This is a genomic window from Shimia sp. MMG029, assembly GCF_027947445.1.
GTDB lineage: Bacteria > Pseudomonadota > Alphaproteobacteria > Rhodobacterales > Rhodobacteraceae > Shimia.
In genome coordinates, this window is sequence record NZ_JAQJIM010000005.1 from 139,946 (window position 1) to 160,698 (window position 20,753).

Here is a 20,753-nt window from a genome sequence, read left to right on the forward strand (position 1 = left end):
CAAATGTCTGCATTGCTTCAGCAGCTTGATCAGATCGTTGGTTCCAAAAACCTGTTGACCTCCTCCAGTCAGACGGAACGTTTCCGCAAGGGGTTTCGTTCCGGCGAGGGTGAGGCCATTGCGGTTGTGATGCCAACAAACCTGCTGCAGATGTGGCAGGTTCTTCAGGCCTGTGTTGCCGCTGATGTTGTCGTTGTCATGCAGGCTGCCAACACGGGGCTCACCGAAGGATCGACACCCAAAGGCACCTATGACCGCCCCATTGTCGTGCTGAATTCGAGCAAAATCAAAGGTCTGCATCTCTTGCAGGACGGTGAGCAGGTGCTGAGCCTGCCAGGTGCCAGCTTGTTTGAGCTGGAAAAACTGCTGCGCCCCCTCGGGCGCACGCCGCACTCGGTGATCGGCTCAAGCAGCATTGGCGCTTCGATCACGGGCGGGGTGTGCAACAACTCAGGCGGGGCGCTCTGTGAACGTGGGCCCAGCTACACCGAGTTGGCGCTTTTTGCCCGGATTGATGAAACCGGCGCGCTTGAGCTTGTGAACCATCTCGGCATTGAGCTTGGTGACACGCCTGAGGAAATGCTGACACGGCTGGAGGCGGGCGATTACGACAAAAACACCCCCACGCCAGAAGGCCGCAAAGCCCGCGACACAGATTATGAAGAGATTGTGCGCGACGCAGATGCGCGCAGCCCTGCGCGCTACAACAATGACCCACGCCTGCTGTATGAAGTGTCCGGTTGTGCCGGAAAGCTCGTGGTGTTTGCGGTGCGTCTGGACACCTTCCCAACCTATGAGCGCGAGCAAACATTTTACATTGGCACCAATGATCCGGATCAGTTCACAGAGTTGCGCCGCCGCATTCTGAAAGATTTCGAAACCTTGCCGGTTTCCGCAGAATACATGCATCGTGAGTGTTTTGACATTGCAGCCGTGTACGGCAAAGACACGCTGGTGATGATCGACAAACTGGGCACCGACCGATTGCCGATGTTCTTCGCCCTGAAAGGGGCGATCGACGCACGGTTGAACAAATTCTCTTTGACCCGTGGGTTCACGGACAAGTTTATGCAGCTGGTGTCAAAGATCTGGCCACAGCACCTGCCGGCGTTTCTGCGAGCCTACCGCGATCGATATGAACACCACCTGATCCTGAAAATGCATGATGGTGGCATCGAAGAGGCGGCACAGCTCTTGCCGGAACTCTTTGACAACACGGATGCAGATTATGTGACCTGTTCTCCGCGAGAGGCAAAAATTGCCGGGCTTCATCGGTTTGCAGCGGCGGGCGCAGCGGTTCGGTATGGCCATGTGCATGCCAAGGAGTCCGAAGGCATTCTCTCACTCGACATCGCTCTGCGTCGCGACGATCGTGCGTGGCTTGAAAAATTGCCAAAGGATCTGCTCGATCAGATTGCGGTGAAGGTCTACTATGGGCATCTTATGTGCCACGTGTTCCATCAGGACTATGTGGTGAAAAAAGGCTGCGATCCCAAAGCGCTGAAGGCCGCGATGCTGAAAATTCTGGATGAGCGCGGCGCTGAATACCCCGCTGAACACAATGTAGGCCACCTCTACACAGCCAAACCGGCATTGGCGGCGCACTATCGCGATTGCGACCCGACCAACTCATTCAACCCTGGCATCGGGAAAATGAGTCGGGCAAAGCACTACGGCGCAAGCTGATGATTTAGCTGTGTGCGCTGGTCGAAAGCCGCGCGCACAGTCCTGCGCCCTCCACGCGTGCGTAGAGCGAACGCCCCCTTGTTCCACAGGCTTGTTTATCCCCACCTGTCGATGCTGAAGCCTGACCAAGCGTTTTCCCGAGTCTACGGCAATTGTGAAATAAATTTCAGCTTCTGAGAAATTTTGCTTGTTCGATTGATTGAGGTGCCATTTCCTCTCTAACTCAGGGTCAGTGCAAGAAACTGCACAGGATGAAATTTCTTGCGGCGCGCTTGAGGAGAGGCTGCGTCACAAGGTCAATCGACCGTGGGAGGAATAGGATTATGGTCAAATTTAAGCAGATGGCTTTGTGCGCCGCTCTGTCGCTGACAACCGCTGTTGGCGTGGCGCAGGCAGACACGCTGAAGTGTGATCCGGGTGAAACCTATATCATGAATGTCATGGTGTCAGGGCATCCATACTGGGTACCCGTCTATCAGGGCTTTAAACAAGCGGCGGCGGCTTTTGGGTGTGAAACCATTTTCTCAGGCACTCCAGATTATGACATCACCAAACAGATTGCCTCTTTTGAACAGGATCTGGTGAAAGCCCCGGCAGGTATCCTGCTGCACCCAATGCAAGCGGATCCATTCATTGAACCAATCAACCGCGCGATCGACAACGGCACCGAAATCACGACATTTGCGGCGGACTCCCCAAATTCTAAGCGCTCCGCCTACATCACCTCAGACAACCTTGCAGAGGCGAAATATGCCGCTGAGGCTTTTGTGGGTGAACTGGGCGACAGTTTCGAATTCGCAGTTCTGGAGAATCCGGGTCAGTCCAACCACGATCTACGTGTCACAGCCTTCCTGTCCTACATGGAAGAGCACTATCCGAACACCAAACTGGTCGGGCGCCAGGCCACCAATCAGGACAGCAACGCTGCCTATCGCGCGACCGCATCTATTGTTCAGGCCAATCCAAACCTGAAAGCCATCTGGATCCCGGAGGCAGGTTCTGCCGAAGGTGCCGTGGCTGCTATTCTTGAGGCCGAGTCTGATGTGATGGTGATGCACGCTGATGTGACACCAACAACGCTAGAGCATATCAAAGCGGGCAACATCTATGCGGCGCTGAACCCAAATCAGGGCATGCAGGGCTTCATGGGCTTTATGTCGGTGTTCATGGCGGCGAAGTCTGACGTTTTTGATCCGTTCAATGACTACAAGGTCTCTGGCTACAACCCTGTTCAGATCCCGTTTGTGGACAATGGCTTCTCGGTCATCACCAAAGCGAATGCTGAGAGCTTTGATCTGAACGCCTACATGGAAGGCCGCGATCCGAGCTGATCGGATTGAGCTGAGTTTGGCTGCTCCGCAGGTGTGTGGGGCAGCAGCTTGCAACAACAAGACTTCAAAGACAAGTGGGCGCTATGACTGGGGATGTAATCCTTCAAATTTCCAAGCTCTCCAAATCCTTCGGGCCGGTGAAGGCACTGAAAGAGGTGGATTTCGAGCTGCGCAAAGGAGAGATCCACGCGATTGCCGGGGAAAACGGCGCAGGCAAGTCGACCTTGATGAACATCATCGACGGGATCTTGCAGCCTGACAGTGGCGAAATCTGGATCGACGGCGCAAAGACGCGCATTCAGTCCCCCGCAGAGGCGCAGAAAAAAGGCATCGGTTTCGTACACCAGGAGATTGCGCTCTGCCCGGATGTCTCTGTTGCCGAAAACATCTTTATGGCGACCACCAGCGCCAGCGGTGCGTTCCTCATGGACTACAAAGGCATCGAGGCGAAGGCACGTCAGGTATTTGCCCAGCTCTCCACCATTGATCCAGCAATCTTGGTGCGTGATCTTTCGATTTCCAATCAGCAGCTTGTCGAAATCGCCAAAGCCCTGACTTTGGACTGTCGTGTGCTCATTTTGGATGAGCCCACCGCCGCGCTCACCGAAGCGGAGGCGCAGGTGCTTTTTGGGATCATGCGGCAGCTGACGGATCGCGGGATCTCCATCATCTACATTTCCCACCGGATGGTTGAGATTTTTGAAAACTGCGACCGGGTTTCGGTGTTTCGGGATGGGCGTTATGTACGTACCGACACTGTCGCCGACATCACTCCGAGCGACGTGGTGAATGCCATGGTGGGGCGCGAACTTGGGGATCTCTATCCAGACAAGCAACATCCCGATGATCGCAACGATACAGAGGTGTTGCGGGTTGAGAACCTGACCGAAGCAGAGCGTTTCAGCGATGTGTCCTTCTCGCTGAAGAAAGGAGAGATCCTGGGCTTTGCCGGTCTTATAGGCGCTGGGCGCAGTGAAATTGCCAAAGGCATCTGCGCATTGGAAGGCGAGGTCACCGGCAATGTCTGGCTGAACGGAGCGCAGCTCAAGCTGCGTGACTATCAGGACAGCATCGAGGCGGGCATGGTCTATCTCTCAGAAGACCGCAAAGGCGACGGCGTGTTTTTGGACATGTCCATCGCCAGCAATGTCTCCGCGCTGAAAGTAGAGCAAGTCGCCAGCGGCCTTGGTTTGATTCAGACGCGCAAAGAAGTGGATCAGGCGGATCGTTTGGGACGGAAGCTGAACCTAAAGTGCGGGGGACTGACTGATCCGGTGTCCTCTCTTTCTGGCGGCAACCAGCAAAAGGTCGCCATCGCGAAAATGCTGTCGGTCAATCCGCGTCTGATCTTTCTGGATGAGCCAACCCGGGGCGTCGATGTGGGGGCCAAGGTGGAGATTCACCGCATCCTGCGCGATCTCGCCAATGAAGGCGTGGGCATCGTGGTGATTTCCTCAGAGCTGCCCGAATTGATCGGGGTCTGCGACCGTGTGCTGGTCATCCACGAGGGCCACATCACCGGCGAGGTGACGGGCGATCAAATGACAGAAGAAAATATCATGCATCTGGCCTCTGGCGCAGATGCGGCGCTCTCAGCAGCGCAATGAAGGGGGAGAAAATGGAGCAATCAGTGAACATCGGAGCCGTCGATGACAGCAAGGGGCACTCTCTGATGGGGCGCTTGATCCGCATGCGGGAAACCGGGCTGATCGTCATTATTCTGGCGCTTTTCATCGGCATGTCCTTTGCCTCGCCATACTTTCTGACCTGGGTGAACATCCGCGCGATGACCATGGCATTCGCGGTGGAAGGCATCGTGGTGGTCGGCATGACCGTACTGCTGATTTCCGGCGGTATCGACCTTTCGGTGGGCTCAGTCACAGCCCTTGCGGGCGTCATTGCGGGTTGGTTGTTTTTGCAAGGGATCGATCCGTGGGTCGCCTCTGCAATTGCAATTTTTGCCTGCACCGCAATTGGCTCTTTCATGGGGGTTTTCACCACGCGGATCGGATTGCATCACTTTATCGTCTCGCTCGCGATCATGGTGATTGCCCGTGGGATATGTTTGCTGGCCACCGGTGGACGCCCCATTGGCCTTTATACTCTGCCACCAGAATTCAAATTCATTGGGCAGGGCTCCATCGGCCCCATTCCTGTGGTGATCATCATTTTCTTTGTGGTTGTGATTGCGGCCGATTTCATGCTGCGCCGCACCACCATGTTTCGCAAAGTGTTTTACACCGGCTCCAATGAAAAAGCTGCGGCCTATTCCGGCATTCGCACCAAGAAGGTTGTGTTTCTGACCACCACACTTTGCTCTGCACTTTGTGGTTTTGCAGGCATCATCTATATGGCGCGCTTTGGGTCTGCGCAGCCGACCTTTGGTCTGGGGATGGAGCTTAATGTGATCGCCGCAGCGGTGATCGGCGGGGCCAGCCTGAATGGCGGATCTGGCTCTATCTTCGGGGCGATCCTTGGCACGGTGCTGCTGTCGGTGGTGTCCTCCTCGCTCGCACTTTTGGATGTGTCGGTCTACTGGCAGGACATCATCCGTGGCTCCATCCTGCTCGCGGCTGTGACCATCGACCACTACCTCAATAAGAAACGGCGCTGAGGTGAACGGGATGGCAGAACGCAGACAAGACTTTGAAACGGTGCGCCAAATCCACGCTGTGCTGGTCCTTCATTTTATCGAAGGAAAAAAGCAGTCAGAGATCGCAAACGAGCTCAACCTTTCGACATCCAAAGTGAACCGGTTGATCACCCAGGGACGCAAGCTTGGGATGCTCAAGATCGAAATCGACAGCCCGTTCCAGCGTTTGATGGATCTGGAGGAAGCACTCAGCCGCTTCGCGAGCCTCGACAGCGCCGTTGTCACCCCGACGGTAGAAGGCAGTGAGAAGGCGACATTGCAGCAGGTCGGGCGCGCGGCGGCCAGCCATTTGACAGAAACCCTGCGAGACGGAGATGTGATCGCAATCACCGGCGGGAAGGCGGTCAGCGCTTTGGTGGATAGCCTGGAGGTGGAGCGCGCCTGGGACGTCACCGTGGTGCCGCTCACAGGGGGAGTTCAGGGCAAATACTTCACCGATGTGAACCATCTGGCCACACGTCTGGCGGAGCGCTTGGGGGGCAAAACCATGCTCCTGCATGCGCCACTCTTTGCGGAAAGTCAGGCGCAGCGGGACATGTTGATGGGGGTGTCCTCAATCAAAGAAGTGCTGGACTTAGCGCGGCGCGCGAACATCGCGCTTGTTGGGATCGGTTCCGTTCAACCGGCTCGGTCAAGCTATTACGACTTGCACCCCGTGCCCGAGGCAGACCGCAAAATGCTGGTGGGGACAGGCGTGGTCGGAGAATTTATGGCCCATCTGATCCGCGAAAATGGCGCGGTGGCGAATTTTGCCCTGAATTCGCGCCTTGTTGCGCTGTCTCCTCAGGAACTTGGCCAATGTGAGCGGGTGATCGGCATTGCCGCAGGCACCAGCAAAGTGAGCCCGATCAAAGCTGCCCTGAACGGTGGTTTTCTGGAGTCCTTGATCGTGGACGAAGACACGGCCGCAGCGGTGCTGCAGCAATATGAAGGAAGTGAACATGTCGCATGAAATGCTAAAACGCGAAATCGGCCAGTCCGGCATACAGGCGTCCGCCATTGGGCTTGGCACATGGGCGATCGGCGGCTGGATGTGGGGCGGCACCGATGAGGCGCGCTCAATCAAAGCGATTGAAGCCTCCATTGATGCCGGTATCAGCCTGATCGACACGGCCCCTGCCTATGGTCAGGGTGTTGCCGAAGAGATCGTCGGCAAAGCCATCAAAACCCGCAGAGATCAAGTGGTGCTCGCCACCAAATGCGGTCTTGTCTGGCACACTCAGAAAGGCAATCACTTCTTTGATTATGATGGCGCGCCCGTACATCGCTATCTGGGCAAAGATGCGATTGTCTACGAGGTCGAACAGAGCCTGAAACGTCTCGGCACGGACTATATCGACCATTACATCACCCATTGGCAGGATCCCACAACGCCAGTTGCGGAAACGATGGAAGCTTTGGAACAGCTCAAGCAGCAGGGCAAAATCCGCTCTATCGGTGCAAGCAATACAACGCCTGCGGATGTGCGCGCCTACCTAGCCGCAGGCCAGCTAGATGCGGTGCAGGAGGAATACTCCATGGTCAACCGCGCCGTTGAGGCGGAGATGGCCCCGCTCTGTCTGCAGCAGGACGTGTCGATCCTGAGCTATTCTTCGCTCGCATTGGGGTTGCTATCTGGCAAGATCGGCCCAGACCGGGTGTTTGAAGGCGATGATCAACGCCAAGACAACCCGCGGTTCTCCATGGCAAACCGTCAAAAGGTGGCTCAGTTGATGGCGGCGATCGCCCCCATTGCTGAGGCCCATGGCGCGACCAAAGCGCAAATTGTGATTGCCTGGACGCTGCAACAGCCTGGCATCACCTTTTCACTTTGCGGCGCGCGCGATGCAGATCAGGCGGCGGAGAATGCGAAGGCAGGCTTGCTCCGGTTGGGTGAGGCTGAACTTGCCACCATCAGTCAGGCCGCAGCCGCGCACCTCAGCAACCTAGACGGCTAACACGCTGTCCTTTCACCAGGCGCTGGTTTTGGCCGCCTGACCGGGGCAATGCCTCACCCACTACGGCAATAGAACGCGCCAGCCCCGGCTGGCAGCGAACGGAGAAGTCATGTCCGATCAGCGGATCAAAAACTGGCAGAAGCTTCAAACAGACTGCGCGTTTGACGTTGTGGTTGTCGGCGGGGGCGTCAACGGGATCGGCACGTACCGAGAGCTGGCGCTACAGGGTTTGCGCGTGCTGTTGGTGGAGCGAGGCGATTTCGCCAGCGGATGCAGTGCCGCGCCCTCGCGTATGATCCATGGTGGCTTGCGCTATCTGGAAAATGGTGAGTTTGATCTTGTGCGTGAAAGCTTGCAGGAACGTGATGCTCTGCTGCTGAATGCGGCGCACATGGTGCATCCTCTGCCCACCGTGATCCCGATCACGTCGACGTTTTCGGGGCTGCTGAATGCCGGGGTGTCTTTCTTGGGGCTAAGTGGCAAACCCTCCCGTCGTGGCGCGCTTCCGATCAAATTGGGGCTGTACCTGTATGACTGGGTAACCCGTAAACGCCGCCTGATGCCCAAACACAGTTTTGCTGGGGAACAGACCACGCGACGGGATTGGCCGGATCTGATGGCTGAGGCCAAGTATACCGCCACCTATCATGACGCATGGATCAGCTTTCCTGAGCGGTTGTGTCTTGAGATGATTGCCGATGTTGCCGAGGCGCATGCGGGTTGTGTCGCGGTGAACTACGCCGAAATGGCCCCCTCTGATGCAGCCTATACCCTGACGTGCCAGATCACAGGACAGAAGGCCCAGATCACAACCAAGCTCATTGTGAATGCCACCGGTGCCTGGCTCGATGAAACCGTTGCCCAATTGGGTGGGGGCACCAAAAAGCCGATGGTCGAAGGCACCAGAGGATCACATGTGATCTTGGATTATCCCAAGCTGCACGCTGCACTTAAGGGCAGCATGGTGTTTTTTGAAAACGATGATGGGCGCATCTGCATCGTATTCCCCTTTCATGACAAGGTTCTGGCAGGCTCAACCGACATTCGGGTTCAAAAGCCGGGCCGCGTCCGCTGCGAGCCAGAGGAAACACACTATATTCTGGGGTCCCTGCAAAACGTGTTTCCGAACATGCAGTTTGGTGAAAGCGATATCGTTTTTAGCTATTCCGGTATTCGCCCTTTGCCGCAAAGTGATCAGGATTTCACAGGCCGCATCTCGCGCGGCCATGACATTCGCCACCTTGCGGCGCGTGATGGGCGGCCCCCACAGCTTTGTATGATCGGGGGGAAATGGACAACGTTTCGCGCCTTTGCTGAACAGGTCTGTGATGAGGCTCTGGGGATTTTAGGCCAGGCGCGCAAATGCGATACCTTGGGGCTGTCGATTGGCGGCGGGAAAGGGTTTGAGAGGCAGTCTGCCGCTGTCTTGCAAACCTTGCGCGCAAAGAACGGGCTAAGCACCGCGCGCGCCACCCATCTGCTCAGCCGCTATGGAACCAATGCGATGAATGTCGCCAAGCACTGCCCATCCGGCGACCAGTCGTTGTCCCCGGCGACCCTATACAGCCGCGCAGAACTTGCGCATTTGATCCGCTCCGAACACGTCGCCACCCTGTCTGATCTGGCCCTGCGGCGCACGGATTTGGCGATTTCCGGTGTGCTTTCTGCTGAGATCATCGACGCCCTTGCAGAGGTGATGCGTGAGACGGTGGACATCTCCGCAGAAACACTTGCCGCGCAAAAACAAGCGCTGATTGAGGAACTGCAGCAGTTCCATGGCGTCAACCCCGAAACACTCAGATCACGTAATACCGAAGGGAGAGCGCAATGCGCATCAGTACAAAAGCACGCATGAACCGGATGTTCACCAATGGGGGGTGCCTTGACGTGGCCATCGACCATGGCGTCTGCAACGAACCGAGCTTTATGGTCGGGCTGGAGGACATGCCCGCTGTGATGAACACGCTGATTGATGCGGGCCCGGATGCCATTCAATGCGCCTATGGTCAGGCAGATCTGCTGCAAAGTCGCCCCGAAAAAGACAAGCCTGCGCTGGTCATGCGCATTGATATGGGCAACCCATATAACGACCAGCGCCATCGCGTGATGTGGTCCATGCTGCAAAACGCAGAGGAGCCGATCATCGGTGCGTTGGAAATGGATGCAGCTGCGGTGGTGGTGAACCTGTTCATGCTACCTGATGAGCCGGAACTCTTCCGCCAATGCGTCGAAAACATCAGCCGCGTGCGCGCATCTTGTGAGAAATACGGCATGCCCCTGATGATCGAGCCGCTGGTGATGCTGCCCAATGATGTGCGCGGCGGCTATCAGGTCGATGGCAATGCCGAAAAAATTGTGACCCTCACCCGTCTGGCCAGCGAAATGGGGGCCGATATCATCAAGGCCGATCCAACGGAGAACCCCGAGGATTTTCACCGCGTGGTCGAAGCGGCAAGGGTGCCGGTCCTGGTGCGCGGCGGTGGCAAAGAAGATCTGAAGAATGTTTTGATGAAATCGGCTGCGCTGATGCAGCAGGGCGCAAAAGGCATGGTCTATGGCCGCAATATCTATCAGCATGACAATCCAAAGGCCGTGGTCAGCGCTCTGATGGCGATGATCCACAATGAGGCAACTGGCGAAGAAGCGTGGGACATCTATAACCGTGGCTGAAGAACAGACATATCTGCTGGGTCTGGATGCAGGCAACACAGTCATCAAGGCTGTGTTGTTTGATCTGGAAGGACGGCAAATCGCCATGCAGGCCATGGATGGGCAAACGCACTCGCCTAAAACAGGCCATGTAGAGCGCGACATGAACGAACTTTGGGCCAACGCCCAACAGGTGATCCGCAGCTGTATCGAAACCGCGGGCATCGATCCAAAACAAATTGCCGGGGTCGGGTGTGCAGGTCATGGCAATGGGCTTTATGCGCTGGACAAAGCGGGGGAGGCACTGATCGGGATACAGTCTCTTGATACGCGTGCTGCGCAGCTTGCCACAGATCTTGCAAACACTCAGGGGGATGCTTTGCATCGCATCTGCCTGCAAAAGCCCTGGCCCTCTCAAACCCCGGTTCTGTTGGCTTGGCTGAAACACAATGCACCAGACATCTACGCGCAGATCGGAACAGTGTTCTTGTGCAAGGATTACATGAATTACTGCCTGACAGGCGCACGTGTCAGCGATATTTCCGATATGTCAGGCTGCGGTCTCACCTGCTTGCCTGACGCGCGATATGACGCGGATCTCATGGCGCTATATGATCTTTCTGAAGCGCTGGAGTGCCTGCCACAATTGGCGGACCCTGCCGAAGTCATCGGATATGTCACAGCCGAAAGTGCCGCGCTCACCGGGCTGGCAGAAGGCACGCCTGTGATTGGCGGGTATTTTGATGTGGTTTCCAGTGCGCTGGGGTCTGGTGCTGGGGTGCCCGGTGACGCCTCAATCATCGTAGGGACATGGAGCATCAATCAGGTGTTTTCAGACGCGCCGGTCTTTGATCCGGACGTGTTTATGGTCAGCGCCTTTGGCGACGGGCATTTTGTGAATATTGAATCCAGCGCGACTTCTGCGGTCAATCTGGAGTGGTATGTTCGCGAGTTGGTGGAGCGCGGCGCGCACCATGATGATCCGTTTGGGTACTGCAATCAGCGGGTTGGCGACATCACGCCGCAAAGCGATGATCCATTTTTTCATCCCTTCTTGTATGGCTCTGGTTTGGGCGCAGATCACCGCGCTGGCTTTTATGGGGTCGCAGGCTGGCACGGCGAAGGTCATCTTTTGCGCGCACTGTTTGAGGGGGTGATGTTTGAGCACCGCCGCCACATTGATGTCTTGCGTGGATCCGGCGTGCAATTTGACGCGGCAGTTCTGTCAGGGGGCGGGGCGCGCAGCCCACACTGGCCTCAGATGTTTGCCGATTGTTTGGGGGCTCCAATCTCCGTGGCCCAAGCGCAAGAAACCGGGGCGTTGGGTGCCGCTATTGGTGTGGCAGTGGCCACGGGGCTGGTTGCCGATTATGCCGAAGGCATTGCGAAAATGACGCGCCAGCGTGCCAGCTTTGCGCCCGATCCAGCAATGACGGCGCATTATGACCGCAGGTATCAGCTTTACGGCAAACTCACCGAAGCGCTCGCGCCGATCTGGGCGGAACTTCATGAACAGGCCGCTACGGCGTGAAATACGTCGTGGCAAATTTTCGGTTTCTCAAAAGAAACGCACACCTTGAAAGAGACTGACATGACTGTCCTTGTGATTGCCGAAGTGTCGGCGCCTTTAGAAGAGTTTGATGCTCTGAAACACGCAGTGGATGCTCTTGCTCAGGCATCGCGCAGAGAGGAGGGGTGCCTGCCAGCAGTCTGGACCGCGAGGCAGAGCAGGCGCTGTTTACACTCTTGCGGGCGGAGGTGCCCAACGCGACCATTCTGTGTGTGTCGCATCGCGCTCCCAACGCGCTCAATCCCGACCGAACCTGGCAAATTGGCCATGTGGCAGATCGCGCCGCGTAAGTGCGCATAACAGGAGAAACCGATGAAATCCGGAAACTGGTTTGATCCCCGCACCGGCGCAGCTTTGTGCCATCACGATGTGATTGCACAAGCCGCGCAGGCACAGGCTGTCTTGCTCGGCGAACAACACGACAAAGCGGAGAACCACCGCTGGCAGATGCATGTGGCCGCCGGCTTGTTGGCACTTCGACCAGATCTCGTGATGGGCTTTGAGATGTTCCCCAAACGCCTCAATCCCGTTCTGCAGGATTGGGTGGATGGCAAGATCGCCGAACCTGAGTTCGCAGAGCGTGTGGAATGGGGCACCGTTTGGGGCTTTGACATAAGCCTCTACATGCCGCTGTTTCATTTCTGCCGAGACTTTGGCATCCCAATGCTGGGGCTGAACTGCCGTCGCGGTTTGGTGACTGAGGTCGGCAAAGAAGGTTGGGGTGCCATCCCCGAGCCAGAGCGCGAAGGATTGACACAGGCGGCACCGCCAAGTGCAGCCTATCGCAAATACCTCTTTGATGTCACCGGCGGCGCTTTTCCCAACCGCAAGGCAACATCGCCAGAGGATCCGCAGTTTGACCGTTTTGTGCGTGCACAACAGACGTGGGATCGGGCGTTTGCCGGTCGCATTGCCGAAGTCGCGCTATCACCTTCGGCACCGCTTGTGATTGGCATCATCGGCCGCGGCCATCTGGAGCATCGCTACGGCACGCCGTCGCAGCTTGCAGATCTGGGCGTCAACAACTGCCGCGTTCTGCTGCCGCATGCGGAGGTCGCCGAGCCAATAGGCGATATCGCAGATGCGCTCTGCAAGATGCCGGCGACGTCATAAGCGTTGCTGCGCTGTCCGGGTAGGTTGGCACTCTTTGCACTGCTTAAATCAATTGGGGAAACGTGCCACCATAAAACGATGGCACGTTTTTCGTTGTCGGCACTTGGCCTCGGATCTCCCGTCAGGCCGCCGATTGGGTGGGAGAAGCAGCAGGGTTTTGTGCCCATGCGCTCTGTGAACCCGCAATCTTGAACCGATTGACAAGATCGACCAACGTTGCCGCATCCCCATTAAGCATATGCCCTGCGGCTGTTGCTTCTTCGACCATAGCCGCGTTCTTCTGGGTCACTTGATCGAGCTGCATGACCCCTGCATTGATTTCTGCAAGACCTGTTGATTGCTCCGATGCACCTTCCGCGATGTCCGAAACACCTTTGGAAACCTGCACGACGCGTTCTGCGATGTTGTTCAGTGCTTCGCCGGTTTTGCCAACAAGTTCCACGCCATGCTCTACATGTCTCGAAGACTCGTCGATGAGGCCTTTGATTTCCATTGCCGCTTCAGAAGAGCTGTGCGCAAGCTTGCGCACTTCAGAGGCCACAACGGCAAAACCCCGTCCCGCATCCCCAGCACGCGCAGCTTCCACACCAGCATTCAGCGCCAATAGGTTGGTCTGAAATGCGATATCATCAATCACCGATACGATCTGTGAGATCTGGCTGGAGCTTTGCTCAATTTCAGTCATTGCTTTGACAGCGCTATGCACGACCTGGCCGCTCTGTTCCGCTTCGAATTTGGCTTTTTCCATCGAGCTTTCAACAAATCGTGCTCCCTCTGCGGAGGCGCGCACCGAATGTGTCAGATCGTCTAGCGCGGCTGCGGTCTCTTCCAGCGTCGCTGCTTGGTTTTCGGTCCGTTTGGATAAGTCGTCAGACGCCTGGCTGATCTCTCCGGCACCGTTGCGAATAGATCCGGCCGCTTCAATGACGTGTGTCATGGTCTGGCTCAAAGTGGTCACCGAGGCATTAAAATCTGCGCGCAGCTCTTCGTAGTCGAGGGGGAACTCTGTGGTGATTTTCGCGGAAAGGTCCCCGCGCGATAGGCTTGAAAGATGGCTCGATAGCGTTTGCACCACTTTGGACTGCTCGGCATCACGCGCGCGTTGCGCCGCTTCCATGTCCCTTTGCCGCTCCAGCGCGTCACGGAATACATCCAAAGTCCGCCCCATATCGCCAAGTTCATTCTGCGCCTGTGTGAACGGGATTTCGCTCTTTGTGTCCCCTTCGGCAAGGCTTCCCATTCTGGCGCGCAACTGACTCAGGGGCCCGGTGACGCTGCGCGTCAGGAAGAACGCAGCACCGCACAAAATCACGAGAATGCCACCCAGGACAGTCAGTGCCTTGTTACGGATGGTTGCCAACTGTGCGTCCATATCCGCCACATAGACGCCCGTGCCAATGGTCCAACCCCACGGCTCAAAGTACTTCACATAAGCAACTTTGGCTTCCATTTCGGTGCTACCAGGTTTGGTAAATTGATATGTGAGTGTCCCGGAGCCCTCTGTGACAGCGGCTTTCCGCAATTCGCGATAGACCAGCATGCCATTGGAGTCTTTGAAATCGCCTCGATAGCTGCCCACGGCGTCTGGCGACACTGGATGGGCTTGCATCACGAAGTCGCTGTCAAATGCGTATACATACCCTGTTTCACCAAAGTGAAACGTTGCGAGGCGATCACGCGCAAGCTCATAAGCCTGTTCTTCGGTGTATTTTCCAGATTGAACGCCCTTATCCAGATCTTCCAGCAGGCTGACGGCAATTTCAGTGATCTTATTCAGCTCAGCATCACGCAGTTGTTCTGTTGTTGTCCGCATTTGATTTTGCAAAATCATTTCCAGCACAATGGAGAGGCCAACGGCCAGCAACGCGAGCGCGACAACCCGTGTCGACAGTTTTGAAAGAAAGGCTAGCATGAGTGAGTTGAATCCTTTGGTAGTTCTTCGCGCTCAAGCGGCCTAGGGAGAGCCCCTTAACAACTCCTTGCTTGCCGAAATGTTGAAAATGCAGCCTATTTTACCGGTTGAAGTCGACTTCATTGATTTTTTCAGTTTGAAAACAAATACTTATAAGCGGCGTTTGCAGCGCTCGAAGTCTTGAAACATGTCATTCCAGTATCCCAAGTTCGGGCAGATATGCTGTCAGATCATAACTGTGGTGCGCAGCCCCCTCATCATTGTCTTGAAATCTAGATCGGCGCCTGTTGCGGTCAGCCTCGTGACGGACCTTTCGCTCACTGCTTAACTCTTCAACAAGCAAATTACGAATAGACGGGCCAGAACACGTTCAAACAGGATCAGAAACACGCCATGTTCTCTTTTGCAAAAAACCTGAGGATCTCTCAGAAGATTGGTGTCTGCTATTTCGTTCTGCTCGTCACTTTTGCATCGGTGGCAATCTATAACGTCAGATCCCTAGAGCAGGTCGCAGATGGCACCGAAGAAATCTATCAGAACTACTTCACCAGTGCGATCAATCTGGCCGGGGCTGAGGCGGCTTTAAGCCATCTGTTTATCGCACAAAAATCTCACATCATTGCGCCAGATGACAGAGCAATGCGGCAGCAGGAAGACATTATCCAGCATTCGATCACGCAGTTCAACGAGCGCATGAGCCAGTTTGAACAAACGCTCGATCCGGGTCTGGAAACAGAGACCTTTTTAGACCTGATGCAAAAAGCTGAGCGTCTTCTGGCCATGAACGACGAGATCGTTTCGCTCAGTCAAACCAACAATGATGTCAAAGCCGCTGATCTGAGTGCGGGTGCCTTTGCGACGCTGTATCACGAGATCGTCGAAATGAACGAAACGATGTTGCAAACCAACGTCGACGGTGCGGCCCACTTCTATGAGAAGGCGCAGAGCTCCTTTCAGCTAACAGAACGTATTGTGATCGTTGTCGCGGTTGTGTTCTGTGTTTTTGGTCTGATGATGTTTGGGGTGCTTGCGCGGTCGATCAGCGCACCGCTTGGCAACTTGCGTGGTGTGCTCAATCAAATGGCGCGCGGCGAAGGGCAAATTGACGAAACGCTTCTCAATCGTCGTGATGAGATCGGTATGCTCGGTCAGTCTGTTATGGATCTGAAAGTCGCGATCGAAGAGAAATCCACGGCAGAAGCGGCATTCAAAGCCCGCGAGGCACGTGAAGTGAGCCATGTCGTGGAGGCACTGCGCACCAATATCGACAAGCTCGCCAAAGGCGATCTGACAGTTTTCATCGATGAGGCATTTGCCGATAAATACGAAACCCTGCGTGCGGATTTCAACAATTTGACCGAGCGTCTGTCGCACACGGTTTCCGCGCTGCAAGACAACGCCGCCTCCATTCGCAATGGCGCCTCCGAGATTAGTCAGTCTTCTGGCGCATTGGCGCAACGCACCGAAAGTCAGGCGGCGACATTGGAGGAGACGTCAGCCGCGATGGATGAGCTCAATGCGAGCGTGGCTGCTGGTGCAGATGCGACCCGTAGCGTGGCCACAACCATGGGCGAAGCCAGCGACCAAGCAGAGGCCAGCAGCGAAATTGTGGAAAATGCCGTCGGCGCGATGTCTCAGATCGAGCAAAGCTCCAGCCAGATTGCACAGATCGTTGGTGTGATTGACGACATTGCGTTCCAAACCAATTTGCTGGCTTTGAACGCAGGCGTCGAAGCGGCGCGGGCAGGGGACGCAGGGCGTGGCTTTGCTGTTGTCGCCTCAGAGGTGCGCGCGCTTGCGCAGCGGTCCTCAGAGTCGGCGATGGAGATCAAGTCACTGATTTCTGAAAGCGAACAACAGGTTGAAAAAGGCGTAAAACTCGTTGGAAGCGCCGGCACCGCGATCAATGGCATCGCGGAACGCGTCAACCAGATCTCTGTTCTGGTATCAGAACTGTCCGTGCGGGCGGCTGAACAATCTGAAAACCTTGCCGAAATAAACAGTGGCACCTCGCAGCTAGAACAGGTCACGCAGCGCAATGCAGCCATGGCAGAGGAAGCAACAGCCACCAGTCAGGTGCTGGATGGCGATGCGCAATCTCTCACCGAAACGCTTGAGTTCTTTCATGTCGGGCGCGGGGGATATCTCTCAGAGACAGCTCAGGACGAGGCGGCGTAGGTTCTGAGCGCGTTGTGAAAATGCAGAACAGGCGTGGCATGTGCCACGCCTGTTTGGTTTACAGGATACGCCAAACAGCCACGCCGTAGGCTGGCACCGTTGACGTTCCAATCAAAAAGGGCCGCCCCGCCGTATCGGGCACGCTGATGGGCTCCCGCCCGAAATTAAACGCAAATGCCAAGTCTCCTCGCTGTGTGATCCTAAGATCAGCGTGGCAAGAGGTCGGTATAAGCCCTGCCCAGTCCAGCGCATCTTTCAAAATCGCGCGCAAAAGCGCGCCGCGCGGAACCATCGCGACATATGTGGCGCGGTCCGAGCGCACGACGGCCGCACTGCCATCTCGGTAGTCGCTGGCAAACGTGGCAAGCACCTCCGCATCCGTTTCAATCACCTCGCGCCAGCCGGAAAAGCCGAAAGCCGTACCGTCTTTCAGGCGCACGGATTCCTCGGCCAGATCAGGCAACGACTCCACCCTCAACACTCGTACTGCCGCCAGATCCGCCAACACGCCGGGTGCCAGATTGTGGGGTGTGTGCATCTGCGCTGTCTTGCTTCCGCTGCGCGCGCCAATCAGCAGTTTTGCACCGCTTTCTCTGAGGCTCGTTGCCAACGCTGCGGTCACAATCATGTTTTGTGGCAGCACGATCAGGGTGTAGCCCGCCAAATCACTATCTGGCCCGACAAAATCCAGATCCATACCCAAGGCGCGCAGCTCCGCATACCACTCGCGTACGATCTGCGCGTTGGGGAATGCATCGTCATGTGGCAGGATGTCAGCGGCCCAGATGGATTGATAATCCAACATCACAGCCACCCGTGCTTTCCGGCGTGTGGCGTCTGGCAGCAGCGCGCGCTCTCTGGCCACTTGCGCCACCTCCAATGCGGCCTGATCCGGGCTTCCGTCAGAGCGCAGCAGCGCGGTGTGAAACTGCTCTTGGGCGTATTTCGCCTGCCGCCAGCGAAAAAACATCACCGCCTGCGCGCCATGGGCATAGGCCGCCCATGTCCAAAGCCGCACCATGCCATCCGCAGGGGAGGGGTTCTTTTCCGCCCAATCCACCGGCCCGGGTTGCTGCTCCAAAATCCACATACGGCCATCGCCTTGACTGCGGTAGAGATCGCAGTGAAAGCCCTGATAATCCGGCGCGCCGGTTCTCAGGTAGTGCCGTTTTTCTGCATCAGTCAGGGTGGACCCCAACAAGTTGCCCAGCGGGTAGCTGTCAAAACCAATGATGTCCAAATCCTTGGCCACGTCATGGTGGTCAAACTCAAAACTCCCGGCCATGAAGTTGTGCGTGATGTCCCGGCCCGGAGAATGCTTGCGCAAAATTTCTACCTGGGCCCGATTGAACAGCTTCACGCGGTCAGAGCTATACTGCGCAAAATCAAGCGACTGTGTTGGGTTGGCCATCGCCACCAGCCCATTGGGCAATTCGATTTGGTCAAAACTGGTGTAAGACAGCCCCCAGAAAGCCGCCCCCCATGTGTCATTGAGCGCTTCAATCGTGCCGTATTTCTCCGCCAGCCAAAGCCGGAAACCGTCCCGGGCCGCTTCGGAATAGCTCAGCACCGTGTCATGGTCATTGTATTCGTTGTCGATCTGCCAGGCTTTGACATAGGGATTCTGTCCATAGCGCCGCGCGTATTCTGTGGCGATCCGCTTGGCCTTTTCCAGATAAACGGTGCTCGAAAAACAGTAATGTCTGCGCGATCCATAGCCGCGCACCCGCCCATCTGGCCCGACTGGCAGGATTTCGGGGTGCGCATCAATCAGCCATTTGGGCGGTGCCGCTGTTGGCGTGGACATCATCACCTGCAGGCCCGTGGCGCCCAGAATGTCGATCACCTCATCCAACCAGTCCCAGTGAAACGCGCCGCGTTTGGGCTCAATCAGCCCCCAGGTGAATTCGGCAATACGCACCCAGTCGATCCCCATGTCGACCATACGCTGCGCATCTTCGCGCCACAGCGACGGGTCCCATTGCTCAGGGTAGTAGCAAACCCCCAGTTCCAGCTTGCTCATCGGTTTTCCCTTGCGGTTCGGCGTTCAATCCATTTCAGAAAGCTCGCACAGCCAAGCGTGAGCACCACGTAAAGGATTGCGGCGGTGTTAAATGGAGCGAATGGCAAAAAACTTGAGGCCTGAAATTCGCGCATGCGCTGGGTCATATCGCGCACCGACAGGATCGAAAGCAGCGATGTGTCCTTGATCATGGCGATGAATTCATTGCCAAGGGGCGGCGTCACAACCCGCAAAGCCTGCGGCAGAATGATCAGCCGCGCAGTCTGCCAGCGTGACAGGCCGAGCGAGTTCCCGGCCTCAATCTGCCCTTTGGGAATGGCTTCAATGCCTGAGCGGAAAATTTCAGCCATATAAGCAGAGTAGCCCACCGAAATGGCGATAATCCCGCGCGTCATATTGGTCATGTCAATGCCGCCAGCTGTGGCGTCTTTCACCGCGCCGGCCAAAGGTAGGCCGATATAGAGGATGATCACCAGCATGGGAATGCCGCGGATCGTATCGACAAAAAACTCGGCCCCCACCGCGAGAGGATGCAACTTGTGTTGGGCGCCTCCAACGGTCAGCGTCAACAGGAGGAAGCCAAGAACCGCAAAGGTCAGCGCCGGGTTGCGCTTGGAATCCGGCAGAAAGCTGGTTTGCCAAAGCACAGGATATCCCTGCGTATGCGCCTCCACAGGCACAAATGCAGCGGAAACTGTTTTGACGGTTTCAATCTGCTCAAGCGCTGTGACGGCATCGGGCGCGCTGCGGATGCGGTACTTTTGCTCTGCGCCTTCTTCGAATTCGCCAAACCGGATGATGTCGGCCTGCGCCTGCGGCGTGCCACGTACAATGGCAATACGCGCCTCCGTGCTGCCAACCAGAACGTAGGTCACTTTGGGCTGCATAAAGAAAAACGCGGATGCCGCCAGCATACTCATGCTGATCGCGGCATAGATCGCCGTGGTGCGTTTCGTCGGCGCAAAAGACTGGAGGCCCACCCAGATGAGCCCCAGAATACCCGCAAATATATAGGCAAATATCGCCGCGCGAAACGTGATCGCAACGCCTGTTGCGAACTGCCAGTGCGCCATGAACAATAGGTAAAACAGCACAGCACCTGTCAGGATTTCCAGCCCAAGGCCGGCTGGGTTTCGCAGTTTTGCGGGCAGCTTTGCCGCAAATGGAATGGCCAGCACAAGAAGAGCAAACAGCACGAGCAAAAGTTGCAGGGCGGATTGCACCTGCGTCACCACCTCAGGAAACAGCGCCCAGGGTTTCACGCTGCGATCGATGAGTTTGGAGGTGTTCTCACCCAGCGCATTGAAGAAGACAGACTCGGCAAACGGCATCAAAACTTGTGGTGCGGCATATCCCATAGCTGCAACGCCAATGGCGCAGACCGGTGCTGCGAGTGCCGCAACGCGAAGCCACATCGGCGCAGCATCAACAAACCGCGCATGGCGCGCACACAGATAGGCAAGCGCAGCGGCTATAAACAACAGCAAGAAGCCCACGAAAGTTGGTCCGGCGTTTTCGCCAATGCCAAGGATCGCGACCAGCGACCTGAGGTATTTCGACGATGAGGCGAATAAATAGATGATAAAGGGCGCGGCCGCGAGCAGCACAAGGTTGCTCGGCCGGATCGAACTCAGGCGCAACATGGGATCTCTCTGCAGGTTGGATGGCCCGACCCCCGGAAGGGATCGGGCCTTGGGGTGA

Annotated in this window: 15 protein-coding genes; 12 read left to right on the forward strand and 3 right to left on the reverse strand. The window is 56.4% G+C overall.

The genetic code is table 11. The features are described from left to right. The first annotated feature begins 3 nt into the window (after nt 1-3). From dld to PJL69_RS13475, 11 genes are all read left to right on the forward strand, one after another. Nucleotides 4-1,686 (forward strand): D-lactate dehydrogenase, encoded by a 1,683-nt coding sequence (gene dld / locus PJL69_RS13425; protein ID WP_271310114.1) that lies wholly within the window; start codon nt 4-6, stop codon nt 1,684-1,686. A gap of 323 nt (nt 1,687-2,009) precedes the next feature. After that, complete coding sequence (locus PJL69_RS13430; protein WP_209100346.1) at nt 2,010-3,017, forward strand: substrate-binding domain-containing protein; 1,008 nt, start codon at nt 2,010-2,012, stop codon at nt 3,015-3,017. Between the two features lie 83 nt (nt 3,018-3,100). Next, complete coding sequence (locus tag PJL69_RS13435; RefSeq protein ID WP_271310115.1) at nt 3,101-4,624, forward strand: sugar ABC transporter ATP-binding protein; 1,524 nt, start codon at nt 3,101-3,103, stop codon at nt 4,622-4,624. An 11-nt stretch (nt 4,625-4,635) separates the two neighbouring features. After that, a complete protein-coding gene (locus tag PJL69_RS13440) occupies nt 4,636-5,631 on the forward strand; it encodes an ABC transporter permease (RefSeq protein WP_271310116.1) in 996 nt (331 codons plus the stop codon). 10 nt (nt 5,632-5,641) lie between these two features. Beyond that, nucleotides 5,642-6,622 carry a sugar-binding transcriptional regulator gene (locus tag PJL69_RS13445; RefSeq protein WP_271310117.1) on the forward strand — a complete coding sequence of 327 codons (981 nt, stop codon included), beginning with the start codon at nt 5,642-5,644 and terminating at the stop codon, nt 6,620-6,622. Beyond that, nucleotides 6,612-7,607: an aldo/keto reductase gene (locus tag PJL69_RS13450; RefSeq protein ID WP_271310118.1), complete on the forward strand. Its 996-nt coding sequence runs from the start codon at nt 6,612-6,614 to the stop codon at nt 7,605-7,607. Before PJL69_RS13445 ends, PJL69_RS13450 begins: the two co-directional genes overlap by 11 nt. 109 nt (nt 7,608-7,716) lie before the next feature. Continuing rightward, entirely contained in the window at nt 7,717-9,462 is a 1,746-nt protein-coding gene (locus PJL69_RS13455; protein WP_271310119.1) for a glycerol-3-phosphate dehydrogenase/oxidase, read from the forward strand. After that, a complete protein-coding gene (locus tag PJL69_RS13460; RefSeq protein WP_271310120.1) occupies nt 9,435-10,277 on the forward strand; it encodes a class I fructose-bisphosphate aldolase in 843 nt (280 codons plus the stop codon). The genes PJL69_RS13455 and PJL69_RS13460 overlap by 28 nt, the downstream gene beginning before the upstream one ends. Continuing rightward, a complete protein-coding gene (locus PJL69_RS13465) occupies nt 10,270-11,787 on the forward strand; it encodes an FGGY-family carbohydrate kinase (protein WP_271310121.1) in 1,518 nt (505 codons plus the stop codon). The genes PJL69_RS13460 and PJL69_RS13465 overlap by 8 nt, the downstream gene beginning before the upstream one ends. A gap of 164 nt (nt 11,788-11,951) precedes the next feature. Further along, complete coding sequence (locus tag PJL69_RS13470; RefSeq protein ID WP_271310122.1) at nt 11,952-12,116, forward strand: hypothetical protein; 165 nt, start codon at nt 11,952-11,954, stop codon at nt 12,114-12,116. A gap of 22 nt (nt 12,117-12,138) precedes the next feature. After that, on the forward strand, nt 12,139-12,939 hold the full coding sequence (locus PJL69_RS13475; RefSeq protein ID WP_271310123.1) for a ChaN family lipoprotein: 801 nt from the start codon (nt 12,139-12,141) through the stop codon (nt 12,937-12,939). 121 nt (nt 12,940-13,060) lie between these two features. Here the strand turns inward: PJL69_RS13475 and PJL69_RS13480 are convergent, their stop codons facing one another. Beyond that, a complete protein-coding gene (locus PJL69_RS13480; protein ID WP_271310124.1) occupies nt 13,061-14,851 on the reverse strand; it encodes a methyl-accepting chemotaxis protein in 1,791 nt (596 codons plus the stop codon). Between the two features lie 393 nt (nt 14,852-15,244). On the opposite strand from PJL69_RS13480, the gene PJL69_RS13485 reads away from it, so the two are divergent. Further along, nucleotides 15,245-17,029: a methyl-accepting chemotaxis protein gene (locus PJL69_RS13485; RefSeq protein ID WP_271310125.1), complete on the forward strand. Its 1,785-nt coding sequence runs from the start codon at nt 15,245-15,247 to the stop codon at nt 17,027-17,029. A gap of 58 nt (nt 17,030-17,087) precedes the next feature. Here PJL69_RS13485 and PJL69_RS13490 read toward each other — a convergent pair whose 3' ends face one another. Both PJL69_RS13490 and PJL69_RS13495 read right to left on the reverse strand, forming a co-directional pair. Beyond that, nucleotides 17,088-19,052, reverse strand: coding sequence for a beta-galactosidase (locus PJL69_RS13490; protein WP_271310126.1), 1,965 nt, complete (start codon nt 19,050-19,052; stop codon nt 17,088-17,090). Next, complete coding sequence (locus PJL69_RS13495) at nt 19,049-20,695, reverse strand: amino acid ABC transporter permease (RefSeq protein ID WP_271310127.1); 1,647 nt, start codon at nt 20,693-20,695, stop codon at nt 19,049-19,051. The genes PJL69_RS13490 and PJL69_RS13495 overlap by 4 nt, the downstream gene beginning before the upstream one ends. Nucleotides 20,696-20,753: the final 58 nt, after the last annotated feature.